A 15,019-nucleotide genomic window follows, 5' to 3' on the forward strand; every position below is an offset into this window, starting at 1 on the left:
CCTTTGTGTTTCTCCTGACTTCCCCCATTTTCTTAAATGTGTTGAAGTGCAATGAGGGCAAGAAGAGGAGGTATCAAAAATAGGTTGAAATAGTTCATTGGTGGGCATTTCGACTTGAGATGCTCGAATTGATTGATGAACTACCTCTCTTTGCGCTGGTGTCATGGATATAAGTGCTGCAGTTATTTGGTTAAGGTTTTGAACGAACGATTTAGTATTCATAGTCTTTACCTTTAATACGTTATGATCACTTATAAGTATAGACAACAATTAACAGGAACAGAGCCTTTTATTTACTGTGTTGTCAGCCAATATATTGGATAATATGGCAATAATATATTCTTGATGGAAAAAATGTGATGAGTAAAAAAATGACTATGGCGGAGATTTCAAAACGACTTGGGATCTCAACAATGACCGTGTCACGTTATTTTAATGACGGTTATGTCTCGGCTGAGAATCGCCTTAAAATTGATGCTATCGTCAAAGAAAGTCATTATACCCCTAATATATTTGCTCGCTCAATTCGTAGCCAATCTAATATTATTGGTTTCGTTTCTCCTCGGATTGAATCATATACAACGAGTTTAGTGATTAAAGGTGCCCTGGCTGCGGCGAATGAATCACAAGTCCGAATGCTGTTTCATGCCACAGGGTTTAACCATGAGTCAGAATGCCAAGCCGTGAGAGAGTTTAATGGCTTAAATGCATTGGGCACTATCATTATTGCTTCAAAGCACAGTGTCGAAGAGCCTTTTTATAAAACCTTAGAAAATGTGTTATTTATTGGTAAAAACACCCCCGATCATTGCTGTTTATATTACCCTGAACAGGCCGCAATTAAAGCGTTAGTCTCACAAACCATCGAACAGTTAAAACAGCAGCAGGCACCACTCGCAGCCGTGCATTATATTTATGATGAACGCATGCTATCAAGCCGTACTAAATTGATGCAAACAAGCATTACTGACGCAGTACCAGAGTTGAATTTTTCGTTGCAAGCATTGGCTAATTCGGAGCAAAAAACCGGATACCAAGAAATTCAATTGCAGCCCAATAATGTCTATTTTTGTGCCACCGATAATATTGCCATTCGTTTATATCGCCGCGCCAAAGAACAGCAACTAAAAATTGGTCATAACCTTTGGATTGTAGGCATAGGGGATTATGAATACAGTGATTTATTAGTACCAAGTCTTAGTACTGTTGCTTTTAATTATTATCAAGTGGGCTACCAAGCCGTTACAAAATTGATTAAGCGTGATTTCAGTTCAGTTGAAGGTCAATTCAATATAAAAATGAGAGAAAGCTCCCAGTTTATCGAATAATGTATTGCATCTAATTAAATTCAACTTCACCATATGTGTTAACGATAACACATGCAGAATGAAGTAGATGAAGCACACCAATAATATGCATTCAAAACCACTTGCGTGGTGGAAGAAAGCGACTGCCTACCAAATTTATCCTCGTAGTTTTTATGATACAAACCAAGATGGTATTGGTGATATTGAGGGTATCATTGCCAAGCTGGATTACCTTGCTGATTTGGGTATTGATTTATTATGGATCTGTCCATTTTATGAATCACCGAATGATGATAACGGTTACGATATTAGTGACTATCAAGCAATTCATCCTGACTTTGGAACCCTTGAGGATGTCGACCGATTAATCAGTGTTGCTCATGATCTTGGCATTCGTATTATTATGGACTTGGTGATCAACCACACTAGTGATGAGCATCCATGGTTCATTGAGTCTCGCAAAAGCAAAGAGAGCCCCAAACGTGATTGGTATATTTGGCGCGATGGTTGTGAGCCTACAGCTGAAAAGCCGTCTCGCGATCCAAATAACTGGGAAAGTATTTTTCATGGTAGTGCATGGGAATATGATGCCAAAACTGCGCAATATTACCTGCACCTATTTTCTAAAAAGCAGCCCGATCTTAATTGGGAAAACCCTGACGTTAAACAAGCATTATTTAACATGATTCATTGGTGGTTGGCTCGTGGTATTGATGGTTTCCGGGTGGATGCTATTAGCCATATTCAGAAACAAGCTGGTTTACCCTCTTTACCCAATCCAAAGGGTGAACATTATGTCTCTTCATTTGACTATCACATGAATGTTGAAGGTATTGATAAGCATCTATATGAGCTAAGAGATCAGGCGTTTGCACCCTTTGATATTGTTACCGTTGGTGAGGCAAATGGAGTCACTGCAGAAAACGCATTAACTTGGGTTGCCGAAGCCAACGAACATGAGCAAGGCGGTGTTTTTAATATGATTTTTCAATTTGAACACATGAAATTATGGTCAGAAGAGCAAAGTCGCGAGCGTTTTGATTTAGTGGGATTTAAACAAATTTTATCGCGTTGGCAAAATGCATTAGAAGGCAAAGGTTGGAACGCACTTTATTTAGAGAATCACGATCAAGCCCGTAGTATTGATACCTTTGCTCATCCTGATTATTGGTATGGCAGTGCTACCGCTTTAGCAAGTTGTTATTTTTTGATGAAAGGTACCCCGTTTATTTATCAGGGCCAAGAGATAGGCATGGTAAATAATCAGTTTACTTCTATTAACGACTTTAATGATGTATCTGCTAGAAATTTAAGTGAAAAGTTAAAGCAAAAAGGACAAACCGACGAAAATATATTGGCGTTGTTAAATCAAGTATCCCGTGATCATAGTCGTCAACCAATGCAATGGAATAAGCACGCTTTTGCTGGTTTTTCTGAGGTGCCGCCTTGGTTTGCTGTAAATCCAAATTACACCGATATCAATGTTGAACAACAACAGCAAGATCCAAACTCGATTTTGAATTTTTATAAGCAATTGATTGCCCTGCGTAAATCAAATGAAAGTTTGGTGGTTGGTCGTTATCAATTGTTGATGCCTGACGATCCTAATATCTATGCTTATCAACGCATTGATCAAGATATGACATGGACCATTATTACCAATTTAAGTGCACAAGAGGGCATCGTTAATATCGACAGTGCACAGTTAGGGACGTTAATGCTTGATAACCAAACTATCAATAATGAACACATTCGGTCGGATTTTATAACCACGCAAATAGCCCCCGCTTATGCTGCGTATATATTTGTAAGAAAACATTAAATTATATTTATTGCAGGCCGTTGATGACGTTAACCTGCATTTCAACTAAGGAATGAGTTATGAGTAAATTACTATCATTTGATTTTTGGCAAAGATTTGGTAAATCCCTTATCGTTGTTATCGCGGTGATGCCAGCTGCGGGTATTATGATTTCATTAGGCAAAGTCGTTGCAATGTATGCTGGTGGTATCGGTGCCATTGAAATAATGGGCCATATTATGGAGAATATTGGTTGGGGAATTATTGTTAATCTCCACCTGTTATTTGCTGTTGCTATTGGTGGTTCGTGGGCAAAAGAGCGTGCGGGCGGGGCATTTGCTGCGCTCATTGCCTTCATATTAATTAACCGTATCACTGGGGTAATACTGGGCGTAGATAACAGTATGCTGAGTGACCCTCATGCGACTGTGATGAGTTTATTTGGAACTGAGCTGCCTGTCTCTCAATTTTTCACTAATATTTTAGGCGCTCCTGCGCTAAATATGGGGGTTTTTATCGGCATTATATCCGGCTATTTAGGTGCCAACTTATATAACCGTTACTATGATTTCTCTCGGCTACCTGAGGCATTAGCATTTTTCAACGGTAAGCGTTTTGTGCCTTTTATGGTAATTTTCTATTCGGTGATCATTGCACTTGGTTTATCGATAGTATGGCCTTTAATTCAAGGTGCACTCAATGATTTTGGTCAATGGATTGCAACCTCTAAAGACAGTGCGCCCATCACTGCTCCTTTCTTGTATGGTACGTTAGAACGTTTATTACTGCCGTTTGGTTTACATCACACCTTAACAATTCCAATGAACTATACCGAGTTGGGTGGTTCTTATGAACTTTTGACAGGGACGAGTGCGGGTTCAAGTGTTTATGGTCAAGATCCATTATGGCTTGCTTGGGTAAGTGATTTAAATAATCTTAAATTAAGCGATCCGGCAACTTACCAGCATTTATTGGATACTGTGCATCCAGCACGTTTTAAAGCGGGCCAAGTAATTATAGCTTCGTCATCATTGATTGGTATTGGGCTTGCGATGTATCACTGTGTTGATAATGATAAACGTAAGCAATATAAACCGATGTTTTTATCTGCGTGTCTTGCTGTGTTATTAACGGGCGTGACTGAACCGATTGAATTCATGTTTATGTTCATTGCTCCCGTGTTGTATGTTGCACATGCGGTGTTGACAGGTATTGCATTTGCGTTGGTGGATGTTATGGACCTACGTGTACATGCTTTTGGTTTGATTGAATTACTCACGCGTATACCAATGATGATTTCAGCGGGCATAGGGGGGGATTTAATTCGCTTTGCATTGGTGTGTATTGTTTTCTTTGTCGTTAACTATGCGCTGTTCCGTTTGCTAATTGTGAAGTTTCATTTACCAACACCAGGGCGTAAGGGTAACTACCTAGATGAAAATGCAGAAGCCATGTCGCAAGATGAGAAACTTGACATTATTATTCAAAATTTAGGGGGGCGTGGAAATGTTGCTGAGATTGATGCTTGTATGACTCGTTTGCGTCTTACGGTTAATGATCCGCGATTGGTTGCTGAATATTCGTCATGGAAATCTACGGGAGCACTTGGATTAGTGATCAAAGAACAGGGTGTGCAAGTTATTTATGGTCCTGGAGTGGATGTAATTAAATCTAGGTTACTTGATAAGTTTTCAGCGCAATCAGCGTAATTCGTTCTCTCTGTTAGGTGTGAATAACAAGCGAACAATATCGATAAACGCAGTATTGGTGCTGCGTTTTACCTCAGTAAATTACATGAGTGAATAATAAATGAAATTAATGACGCTAAATACCCACAGTTGGCAAGAAGATAAACAACTAGAAAAGTTGGATATAGTAGCGCAAGCAATTATTGAACAAGGGTGCGATGTGATTGCATTACAAGAGGTTAATCAATGCCAAGATAGCCCGGTCGTTGATGCCAGTATATTAAGTAATCATACCGTGTTAGCTAATAACTATGGTTATTTATTACAGCAAAAACTGACGGAATACGGTTATCACTACCAACTTACGTGGGATTTTGTTCACCAAAGTTATGAAGTATATCAAGAGGGTGTCGCATTTTTGACGCGACTGCCCATTCTCGAACATGAGGTCATTGACTTAAGTGATAACTATGATGTGAACTGTTGGAAAAATAGGCGTTCAGTGCGTATTAAAGTCGCTTCTCAACAAGGTGAATTCGATTTTTATAATTGTCATTGTGGCTGGTGGAATGACTCAGAGAACCCATTTGAGGATCAGATCAACCGTATCACGGCGACATTATCAACAGGGTTGAGCTTTCTATTAGGTGACTTCAACAACCCGAGCCATATACGCAATGAAGGTTATGATTATGTATTACAGCGCGGTTTAATTGATTGTTATGAAATGGCAGAAAAAAAAGATGCTGGTATCACTGTGATTAAAAATATTGATGGTTGGGAGCAAAACAGCCAGGCTTTACGGATTGATTTTATTCTTAGCAATCAATTAGTTGTGGTAAAGCAGCATCAAACGATTTTTAATAACGATTTTTATCCGATTGTGTCGGATCACTTTGGGGTGTTGGTTGAAGTGGAAGTGGCTTAGTCTTTATTAATTCATTGATTCCTTTGCAAAGAGAGTATCTATGAAATTAATAATAGGTCTGTTTATTTTAGAACTCATCGCATGTTATATAAAAACTAATACTGATACCAATCCGCCTTGACCTTAACTATTTTTACTATGCAAAATATGACCATTTTATTAAGCGGAATGGTATGAATCACATTTGGTATAACTATAAATTATTAAAGGAGAAAAAATGTTATCTGTTGTTGCTGATGTTGGTGGCACAAACATCCGACTTGCTGTTTGTGATCTTAAAACGGGAAAGTTGAGCCAATTAAAGGAATTTTCTTGTGTCGAATTTATAACACTTGAAGTTGCACTGACTCAATACTTTGAAATATTACAAGGTGAAGTGAAACACCTTTGTATTGGTATTGCTTCTCCCGTTGAAAATGATCATGTTGTGATGACCAATTTAAGTTGGGACTTTTCTAAGCAAGCACTTAAAGAAAAATTAAAATTAGAGTCGTTATATGTCATCAATGACTACACCGCAATTTCATTAGCGGTACCATTTCTTTCTTCAGTAGAAAAAATACAAGTAGGTGGTGGTGAATGTAAAGAGAATGCTGTAACGGCTATCTTTGGTCCTGGGACTGGGCTCGGTGTTTCACACATAATTAAATCGGCGGATAAATGGATTAGTTTAGATGGTGAAGGTGGACACGTAAGCTTCACTGCTAATACAGCAGAACAGGCTGAAATTTTATGTTTACTACAAGCGCAATTTGGTCACGTTTCTGCAGAGCGTATTTTGTCCGGGCAGGGGGTAGTCAATTTATACCAAAGTCTTTGTGCTTTATCTAAACGTGAAGTTAAATTTGAGCAGCCGAAAGAGGTATCTAAAGCGGCATTAGACGGCAGTTGTGATATGGCACGAAGAAGTCTGGATGTTTTTTGTCAAGTGATGGGCAGTTTTGCTGGTAACCTTGCATTAAACCTAGCTTGTACAGGAGGTGTTTACATTGCGGGCGGTATTGTACCTCGCTTTGCTGAGTTCTTTCAATCTAGCGAGTTCAGGCATTTCTTTGAAGATAAAGGGCGTTTTAAAGCGTACTTATCATCTATTCCAACTTTTTTAATTACCCATAATAACCCTGGGTTATTGGGGGCGAGTGTTTATCTTCGTCAAGAGTTAGGTTTGTTAAATAATGATGCATTAGAGGGAGGCATTCATGACGAATAGGGCTGGCTATTAAAGGCCTAAATTTATAATGCAAAGTAAATGTTGAATCCGCCATGAGTTAAAAAAGGGTAATACGAACGTAACTACTCTGCAGGGATAAAAATATTAGGTAGCATGCCATTCAACAATAGCGTTAAAGCAGTAGAGCCACTTACTCCCTGCTTTTTACAGCTTGATAAGTAACTACGAAGACCAAAAAACATTTCTGCTCCATATTCGCTCCTGAAGCAGCCCGAGATCTTCTGCTGAACTTTTTTTGCCATCCTCAAGTCATTTTCGCCTTGATTATTGGTAAAAGGCACGGCTTTATCGATCATGAACCTGAGTACGTCATCTTCATAATTTTGTAAACGCTCAAGTAAATTTCTAGATTTTGTTTTTTTCACCCTGCCTCGTTGGCCGGTAGTTGGTATTGGTGGGGGGCTTTCTTGCTCACCTTCTTTTAAAATAACTCGGTATTGACTAATAGTTTCTGCTTGTTTTTCTTGAGTAAGCACACCCTCTGTATCCCCCACTAATTGATTCAAATTAATTAAAAATAGACGCATGCTTTCAGCCCATACTTGACCATCTTGTTCATAAGCTCTCGTTAGTTCTCGTAAATGGTGTGCATTACATAATGCATGCTGACAATGATAACGGTTAAATGCTATTCTGATAGGTCAAATTGGGAAAAACTTTGCGATAGAAGAAAATAGTATTTCACTCGCTGACATACTTGAAATAACTTATGGAGTTATTAATGAAGTAAGAGCTTTAATTGGCGCAAGGTCTTTATTAAATAAAACACAAAGAGTGTATTACTTGGACAATTACATCAGTTGTGCCACCTAATTGCATCAGAATTGCCAGTCATTATCATCTAATACTGTCACCTAATACCATTTACTGCGACCATTGAATAACATTAGGTTTGCCACCAATAAAAATGATCACTTTGTGCGCTTAGTTGACATAACGAGTTGAAAAAATTTAGCTCTTCTCTGAGCTAACAGTGAACTTAATAGGATTCCATTTTGCAAGATTTTCCGTACTTACAAAAAGTTTATTTAAAGCCAGATAAGTGCCCAGACTTTACATGTTACCCATTTAATACCTTATCAATGAAGGGATTTAACTCTCTTGAATTCATTAAACCTGTGACATTTATTATTGGTGAAAATGGTAGTGGTAAGTCTACATTAATTGAAGCAATAGCAACTGCATTTGGTTTTAATCCTGAAGGTGGAACTAAAAATTTCAATTTTGGTACGCGCGAATCACATTCGAAACTTTTTGAATTTTTAAGGTTGAGCAAATCGTACAAAACACCTAAGGACGGATTCTTTCTAAGAGCTGAGAGTTTCTTTAACTTAGCAACTAATATTGAAGACCTTGATAAAGAACCGAGTATTGGACCTAAAGTTATTGAGTCATATGGCGGTAAGTCATTACATGAACAATCTCATGGGGAATCGTTTATTTCACTTATTGTTAATAGGTTTTCAGGTAATGGACTGTACATACTAGATGAGCCAGAGGCCGCACTATCACCAACTCGTCAGTTGACATTATTAGCGAGAATCAATCAATTATGTAAATCTAACTCTCAATTTATTATAGCGACTCACTCTCCAATAATATTGGCATATCCTGATGCACAAATTTATCAAGTTACTAACAATGGATTGGAACTAACAAATTATGAAGATACAGAACATTATGCTATTACAAAATCTTTTTTGTTAAACCCTGAACGTATGTTGAATGAGCTTTTTAAAGATTAATGAATGTCTCCAAATGGTAAAAATCAGTCCTTATTAAACGGCTTTTTGATACATAAAAAAGATCAGGCTTGTGGCTGAAGTGTGCAGTTAGAAGGTTCAATTTATCCAAAGGTGACCGCTTTAAAAATAACATATGGAAAGCGCATGATTTATGTAATATGTAATATGTAATGAAAAAGGAGGTGCAGGGAAAAGCAGTATTGCACAATCTTTGCCTGTATATTTAAAATTAGAAAAAGATACTGATGCTAACCTTTAGCCATAATTTAAAACAAGAGATAAGTGAAATACAAGCGATGGAAACTGTCAGTTTTATTAATATCGAAGACGATGGTATCGACTTGATTTTATCATTTGCAGTCTTTGATTCAGATCCTGGCGACATAGAAAGTATCATACTTATGAGGACACCAATTTATGAGACTTTTCTAGAATATTATGAGCGTGGCGTATCTGTTTCATTCAAAAATATTGAAGATGGTTTTCGTCTAAAAACACCGAAAGCGTGGGGTTAGGAGATGGTATAGTTGAAATCTCTGATGAAAAAAATAAATATACTATTGATATGAGGCGTGTAGAAAAAGAAGATATTAATGATTTAGAGATAGTATTGAAAAAAATGAATTTTGATAATAACTTCACCATCGGCCGTGTTTAGAAAAACTTGCTTTCTAAGTCGGAAAGCGGCACAAAGCGAGATAGGAAATATGGTTTATTTCACTCTAAATTAGTGGCCAAAATCACTTACTCACAACAGTTCTAATTCAAACGCATAAGCATAAGAACAGAAGGAGAAAAACTCCAATTCATAGGTTGGATCTTAAGAAAAAAATCAGTTGAAAACATGCTCTGAATTTGATCTGATAGTAATCGCCAAACCACTATCAATGAGCAAATCAGAGCATGAATAAAGATAATACTGAGTTACTGCAAATAACTAAAGTGCTTAATGAATTAAAAATTAATGAAATAGGTAAAAATGTTAACTTTTGTAACCGAAAACGAATTATTAAACCTTTTGAGTTGGTGATGTCGTTATACCATTCTGTATAATTAGTTGGTCAGGATCATCCAATCTCTAGTACACATTTTTATGACTCTTTGACTATCACTGACAAAGTCTTCCACGCATCACATACAGCATCTACAATTGATTCATAGCCATTAAAACAACGATTAGCTAAATGATGTTGACGCAACCAACTCCATTCTTGTTCTATTGGGTTTAATTCTGGTGAGTATGGAGGAAGCTTAATAATGCTCACGTTATTAATGTTGATAGCAAGATCTTCTGTATGCCAACCTGCCCCATCCATAATAATAACTGCATGTCGGTCTTCGGCGGTATTCATCGATATTTGTTTAAGGTGAACATGCATAATATCTTTATTCACATAAGGCATTACCATCGCTTGTGATTGCCCATTGGTAACACACTTGAATTGGATAGATTTAGAAGGATCTCGATGGAACTATGGGGCGAAGAGTGGAGATTTTGGCCTTTTAAATAATTATGCTGGCGTAGGAATCATTACTGAACAAAGTGGCTTAGATTTTACATTTGACGGTTTATGGGCAAAAAAATGGGCGACTGGTATTGAATCTAATAGTACTGACTCATTATTTGGTGTCCTAGAAGGCTATAATGATGGTTTACTAGTTTGGATTACGGCAACAAGTTTAAACGGCAGTTACGAGTATTACTCAGCACAATCAGGTTCAATTGATGAACTAAAACTAAAACTAAAACTAGGATTTGGTAATTTCTTTCTCGTAGATGATATATCATTAAATGCAGGAACTTCTGTGCCTGAGCCTACCCTATTTGTTTTATTAGGAATGGCATTACTTGGGTTAAGTTTTTCTAGAAGAAAAAACGCATAATGTAAACCTATTGCCGATCTTAAAGTAGCTCTGAATAATCAGGGCTTTTTTCGAACAAACCATACGTTCACAATAGTATCAAAAAAAGGATAAAAGCGGTCGGGGAAATTTACTACGTTGCAACTCTTCAAATAAGCTCATTTTCTTAAGTTGCGTTTTTATTTTTATTGAGATTTTTAGGTGTGTTCATCATCTCTATTATTCTTTTTAATTTAGATATTCTTTGAATGCTACACATCAAACCCAAATAAATCAGGTTGTACTTCTTCAAGTTCTTCTAACTCATCTCCTTTATTATCTTTAGCATTTTTTATCATTGCTTTTGCATACTCCATCTTGTCGGGATCTGGCTCAATAGAAACACTCGCATAGGGATGTTTGTGCGTTATATCTTTATAAAACCCCAGCTTGTACTTACTTTCTTGTCCTGCCTCCTTGAGTATGGCGATTTTTACTTTGTCAGAAGTTGTAAAGTCTTTAATTCTAATCGGATCAATGTCTCTTAAGTGCAATATGTACAGTTTATCTTCAGTAAATGAAATAGCATCCGATGCGATAGGGACATCAAAATCATATGGTTTAACTAAACTGAGAAAATACAACTGTGTTGGCTCTATAAATATGTGGCTTTGGTTTGCCTGTTTTATTTTACTGTATTTATTGTAGAAATGTTTAATACGCTCCTTTAAATGATTAATATCCATTATCATATAGCCCAGTTCATCGTGTCTTTTAGGCTTATTCTTATAAAATTCTTCAACGCCTTCTAATGAATGAGTTATCGTATAATTACTGGTTTTAAAGGTGATAGTTTCATTGTGCTGGGCAATTTCAATATTTTCATCTCCTATTTGTTCACAGAGCGTTTTAAGGTTATCTAAGGCTTCTTGTGTAAACACGAATGAGGCTGGTATTTTGATATTATCAGGGATGTCATACCGCTCTAGGTTATTATCACTTTGTACCCATATCTCTTTTTGCTCTTTATCAATAGCAATAAATTGAACAGGACAGTAAGTAGAAGCTACAACTGCTGCTCTCAACATTTCCGGTGCTCTTATTTTTTGAAACTCATATTGCTTTGTTTTTTTACTGTGCTCTTCATGTGCTCGGAAAAAAGGTGCGAAGTCACAGCATAAAAATTCATCTTTACTAGTAGTTATTGCCATCTGATCAGGTGCATTTTCCTTATGAATGAGTTTTAAGCGTATCGCATTACATTTGCCTGCATAGCCAATAAGTTGGCTAAAATATTCACCATCGATTGCAAACCTTCTTGTCTTTAACTTGTGATCCTTTGCTAAAGGGATAGTAAAGTGAAGATATTCAGGTACATGCCCACCAATTAAATGTAATTTGTTTTCCTTTGCATCAATGATAAAGCTGACGCAGCAATCGGATTGTCTTTTATCGAGTTTTTTACTGATTTCAGAAAAATACTCCTGATATTGATGTGGAATAAAAAGTAATTCATGCATTGGTCGATCTCCTATGATGTTAATGTTTGTAAAGCTTGTTGGAGCACAAACTTAGATACAGGGAATATTGGGGTAAGTCTGATGATGAGAGAGCTCGCTCCCTCTTGTGTCCTTTTGACAGTGATCTCTTCTTTGTTTTTGGCGTAGCGAGTTTTAACTAAGATTAGTAAGCGATCCTCCTTTGTTTTACGGTTTACAGTCAATACAAAAGAGCAGGTCAGCCATTGCCATTCTGGTTGCCGAAATACGGCTTCAAAATAGGCTGCGTTTCGGGCGTTGCTTGCAACTTGTATTTGCAGAGCGTGTTGTGTTGAGTTTTGCTGGCCTTTGAGAATGCTTTGCTTATTAGTCTGATCATTACCTGTTGCCTCAATATTGCTCTGGAACAGGGTAATAGGGCCAAGTCCTGCAAGGGCGGTACGCTGTGTTTTGCTGAGCGGGCGATAGGTGTGTCTACCGGAATGCTGCCAAACTTGGCTTAACACAGGAAAGTTAAAGTAGTTTTTCTTTCGCATACTAATAAATAGCGCATCAATAAAATGATGGCATAGGCCGAGTGCTAATTTTTGCCAAAGCGCATAATAATATTTAGGCTCTTTGTAAGCCTTCTCCGCGGCGGATTCTGGTTTGTTATTGGCTTTTGATGGCCATAAATAAGAGCGTAATGCTTGCTCTGAGAGCATGACTGGATTTTTTTGTTTCTGAGTAATAGAAAGGCGCTTGTAATCTTCACTCAATAAACTTAATTTTCTCGACAGGTCGTTTGAATCAGGTGCTAAACCAAGTAAAAATCGTAACTCTGCATGTGAAAAGGCTTGTTGTGCACAAGTGGTCTGCTTTGGTCGTAAGTAGGGAAATAACCACTGTGTGCCATGTAAATAAGACCAACGTGTTGTAGCATAAAACTTATGTCCGATTTGACGGCCAAGTTCAACAAACAAAAGATTATCATTTATCTCACTCTCTTCACGTTTTTCAGTCCAGTAATTGAAGCGTTTTTTCACCATTTCGCGTGACAACATCGGTTTTAAATCTTCATACGCAACTAGGTCATGTCCTGGTTGAAGATAAGCAATATGTAACATTTGCTGTGTAAACAAATGAATACCACTTTTCCGTAAATGGTGAAATCGAGCCGCTTGACCACAGTGTGCTTTGATGGCTTTAGTAACAGGAAGCAAATAGTTTAATTGGCGAGAACTCATTTTCTCATTATCAAAGCCAATTAAGGGATCGTCATCATCACTTTCTTCTTTAAGTTGAATAGCAATGCGTACTAACATTGCCATTGCCTCCGGTAATACAGTATCAACATCACGCGTTTTTTTACCTTTAGGGATGCCCTCTTTTGTCTTCGTAATGGTCAGATGAAAAGCATTGGACTTTTCGGCGACAGAAAAAATATCTTTAATGCGTAGCCTCAGTACTTCTCCACGTCGTAACATGGCAAAATAAGCAATAATCGCGGCCACCGCACAATAAAAACGCTGTAATAATGTGCCACCTGATTGTGTCAGTAATGCATTCACCATTTCGTGTAGCATCGTTAGAGGTATACGAAAAGGATCAACTGTCGGCGCGAGGCTCGGACTCTCAAATACTGCGATATCAAGGTGATCGGTGAGTGCTTGTGTGGAGAGGAAACGAAAAAAGTAACGTAGTGAACCCTTGATAGTTTCACTCTCTTGTTGTTCATATATTCGTTTAGCCCATTCCTGCAGTTGTTCATTATCAAGTGCCATCTCATAGAGGAGCGATTGCCCATTAAAGTGCACTTCAATATTACAGTATTTTGTAATCGTTGCTTTAGACAACACAGTGGCTTGTACGCCACCATATAAAATAAGCTCGCGACAATAAAGGAATAGATAATACTCAATAATATTGTTTGGATTTAAGTCGGGGGGAGCAATGCTATTAATATCGCCATTTTTAGACCATTGGGTGATTAATTGGCGCTGTGCCCAACGAGGTTTTTTCACCTCTGAGTTGGTCGTTCGATAACTATCCTTGCCTTTATTTGTTCGCCAATCTTGTTGATAAAGTCCCGCAAGCATCTGTTTTTTTTGTTTTGCCGAGGGGAGTGCGACATCAAAATCGACATGACGCTCAGGTTGAGCGATATCTTTGAGTAATTTAGAAGGGATGTTATCCCGGTAATGCCACAGTGATTGAAACAGAGTATGCCATTGAGCTCTTTTACATAGCGCTATATGATAAGGGGCACTTGATATTTTATCGTTAAGCAAGTTATACAGTTGCCGGACCGAAATAGGTGATGGTTTCGTTTTGTAATAGCTATCTAATAAACAATAACTGTAGAGGGGCAAATGGTAGCGCGTAAAAGTCGAATTGATTTGTGGAGTCGTTGACAATGGCTGCTGATAGTGCATTACTTTAAGTTGTGTTTGTTGTCCTGTGCGTTCAATACTCGCTTTTTCATTTAATATTGTTGCTAAGTGGTTTAAAGAGAGTGGAGCCACTTCGATTGCAATGGTCAATGCCACTTGTGCAGGTGTCGGAACAACATGAGTTTGTAATATATTAGCTTTATCGATTTCGTAAGTTTGCCAAAGTGTATCGGCGAGTTCAGCTTGTTTACTTAATTGGTTAAACCAAATAAAGTCGCGATCAACAAACATCGCCTTAGTTCGCTCCGGTAGTTCCCACCTCGCAATATCATTAAGATAAATAAGAATAGCATTGAGTGCCCATCGGTAGTGTTTTTGCTTACCTGTAGGTACTTGACTAATCTTTTGCTTTAGTACTTGATAGTGTTCATCCTTCAGCGTTCGCAAAGGGATGCTGTCTTCTGGCCAAAACGATAACACCCATTGAATATCTCCGGTGATGGATGTGTTCGGTTCAGGAGGTAATATTGAATCATTATTGTTATGGCTGTGTTCGAGATAAGTAATAATGGTCGCAGGCGACAATTTTAAAACATTAATCATGCG

Annotated in this window: 13 protein-coding genes and 1 pseudogene; 9 read left to right on the top strand and 5 right to left on the bottom strand. The window is 37.7% G+C overall.

The genetic code is table 11. The annotated features are described in order from the left end of the window. A partial coding sequence (locus MT391_RS15330) for a transposase-like zinc-binding domain-containing protein (RefSeq protein WP_499498851.1) occupies nucleotides 1-222 on the bottom strand: 222 nt, incomplete at its 3' end. 137 nt (nucleotides 223-359) lie between these two features. Between MT391_RS15330 and MT391_RS15335 the strand changes: the two genes are divergently transcribed. From MT391_RS15335 to MT391_RS15355, 5 genes are all read left to right on the top strand, one after another. Continuing rightward, a complete protein-coding gene (locus MT391_RS15335) occupies nucleotides 360-1,328 on the top strand; it encodes a LacI family DNA-binding transcriptional regulator (protein ID WP_028869228.1) in 969 nt (322 codons plus the stop codon). Nucleotides 1,329-1,395: 67 nt separating this feature from the next. Then, nucleotides 1,396-3,129 carry a glycoside hydrolase family 13 protein gene (locus MT391_RS15340; protein ID WP_499498853.1) on the top strand — a complete coding sequence of 578 codons (1,734 nt, stop codon included), beginning with the start codon at nucleotides 1,396-1,398 and terminating at the stop codon, nucleotides 3,127-3,129. Between the two features lie 59 nt (nucleotides 3,130-3,188). Further along, nucleotides 3,189-4,817, top strand: coding sequence for a PTS transporter subunit IIBC (locus MT391_RS15345; protein ID WP_499498855.1), 1,629 nt, complete (start codon nucleotides 3,189-3,191; stop codon nucleotides 4,815-4,817). Nucleotides 4,818-4,917: 100 nt separating this feature from the next. Further along, nucleotides 4,918-5,724: an endonuclease/exonuclease/phosphatase family protein gene (locus MT391_RS15350; protein ID WP_028869226.1), complete on the top strand. Its 807-nt coding sequence runs from the start codon at nucleotides 4,918-4,920 to the stop codon at nucleotides 5,722-5,724. Between the two features lie 217 nt (nucleotides 5,725-5,941). Continuing rightward, entirely contained in the window at nucleotides 5,942-6,934 is a 993-nt protein-coding gene (locus MT391_RS15355) for a glucokinase (protein WP_028869225.1), read from the top strand. A gap of 83 nt (nucleotides 6,935-7,017) precedes the next feature. Here the strand turns inward: MT391_RS15355 and MT391_RS15360 are convergent, their stop codons facing one another. Beyond that, nucleotides 7,018-7,593 carry an IS66 family transposase gene (locus MT391_RS15360; protein ID WP_499498879.1) on the bottom strand — a complete coding sequence of 192 codons (576 nt, stop codon included), beginning with the start codon at nucleotides 7,591-7,593 and terminating at the stop codon, nucleotides 7,018-7,020. 357 nt (nucleotides 7,594-7,950) lie between these two features. Between MT391_RS15360 and MT391_RS15365 the strand changes: the two genes are divergently transcribed. The 3 genes and pseudogenes from MT391_RS15365 to MT391_RS15375 all read left to right on the top strand — a co-directional run. Further along, the gene (locus MT391_RS15365) at nucleotides 7,951-8,700 is read left to right on the top strand and encodes an AAA family ATPase (RefSeq protein ID WP_037071697.1); all 750 of its coding nucleotides are present in this window, start codon (nucleotides 7,951-7,953) and stop codon (nucleotides 8,698-8,700) included. A gap of 245 nt (nucleotides 8,701-8,945) precedes the next feature. Next, nucleotides 8,946-9,215 carry a hypothetical protein gene (locus tag MT391_RS15370; RefSeq protein WP_028868896.1) on the top strand — a complete coding sequence of 90 codons (270 nt, stop codon included), beginning with the start codon at nucleotides 8,946-8,948 and terminating at the stop codon, nucleotides 9,213-9,215. A 388-nt stretch (nucleotides 9,216-9,603) separates the two neighbouring features. Next, nucleotides 9,604-9,738 (top strand): annotated as a pseudogene (locus tag MT391_RS15375) (IS4-like element ISMps1 family transposase); the annotation flags it as partial. 53 nt (nucleotides 9,739-9,791) lie between these two features. Here the strand turns inward: MT391_RS15375 and MT391_RS15380 are convergent. Continuing rightward, complete coding sequence (locus tag MT391_RS15380) at nucleotides 9,792-10,148, bottom strand: transposase (protein ID WP_051369130.1); 357 nt, start codon at nucleotides 10,146-10,148, stop codon at nucleotides 9,792-9,794. On the opposite strand from MT391_RS15380, the gene MT391_RS15385 reads away from it, so the two are divergent. Beyond that, nucleotides 10,138-10,584 (top strand): PEP-CTERM sorting domain-containing protein, encoded by a 447-nt coding sequence (locus MT391_RS15385; RefSeq protein ID WP_028868746.1) that lies wholly within the window; start codon nucleotides 10,138-10,140, stop codon nucleotides 10,582-10,584. The genes MT391_RS15380 and MT391_RS15385 overlap by 11 nt on opposite strands. Before the next feature lie 230 nt (nucleotides 10,585-10,814). Here MT391_RS15385 and MT391_RS15390 read toward each other — a convergent pair whose 3' ends face one another. Further along, nucleotides 10,815-12,062, bottom strand: coding sequence for a hypothetical protein (locus MT391_RS15390; protein ID WP_028868747.1), 1,248 nt, complete (start codon nucleotides 12,060-12,062; stop codon nucleotides 10,815-10,817). Nucleotides 12,063-12,073: 11 nt separating this feature from the next. Next, nucleotides 12,074-15,016 (bottom strand): site-specific integrase, encoded by a 2,943-nt coding sequence (locus MT391_RS15395; protein ID WP_028868748.1) that lies wholly within the window; start codon nucleotides 15,014-15,016, stop codon nucleotides 12,074-12,076. Nucleotides 15,017-15,019: the final 3 nt, after the last annotated feature.

Origin of the sequence: Vibrio sp. 1-Bac 57 (assembly GCF_037546855.1) — a bacterium.
Classification (GTDB): Bacteria; Pseudomonadota; Gammaproteobacteria; order Enterobacterales; family Psychromonadaceae; genus Psychromonas.

Coding starts and splice junctions, on each gene's coding strand:
- MT391_RS15335 (WP_028869228.1), top strand. CDS start 360: ATGAGTAAAAAAATGACTATGGCGGAGATTTCAAAACGACTTGGGATC.
- MT391_RS15340 (WP_499498853.1), top strand. CDS start 1,396: ATGAAGCACACCAATAATATGCATTCAAAACCACTTGCGTGGTGGAAG.
- MT391_RS15345 (WP_499498855.1), top strand. CDS start 3,189: ATGAGTAAATTACTATCATTTGATTTTTGGCAAAGATTTGGTAAATCC.
- MT391_RS15350 (WP_028869226.1), top strand. CDS start 4,918: ATGAAATTAATGACGCTAAATACCCACAGTTGGCAAGAAGATAAACAA.
- MT391_RS15355 (WP_028869225.1), top strand. CDS start 5,942: ATGTTATCTGTTGTTGCTGATGTTGGTGGCACAAACATCCGACTTGCT.
- MT391_RS15370 (WP_028868896.1), top strand. CDS start 8,946: ATGCTAACCTTTAGCCATAATTTAAAACAAGAGATAAGTGAAATACAA.
- MT391_RS15390 (WP_028868747.1), bottom strand. CDS start 12,062: ATGCATGAATTACTTTTTATTCCACATCAATATCAGGAGTATTTTTCT.
- MT391_RS15395 (WP_028868748.1), bottom strand. CDS start 15,016: ATGATTAATGTTTTAAAATTGTCGCCTGCGACCATTATTACTTATCTC.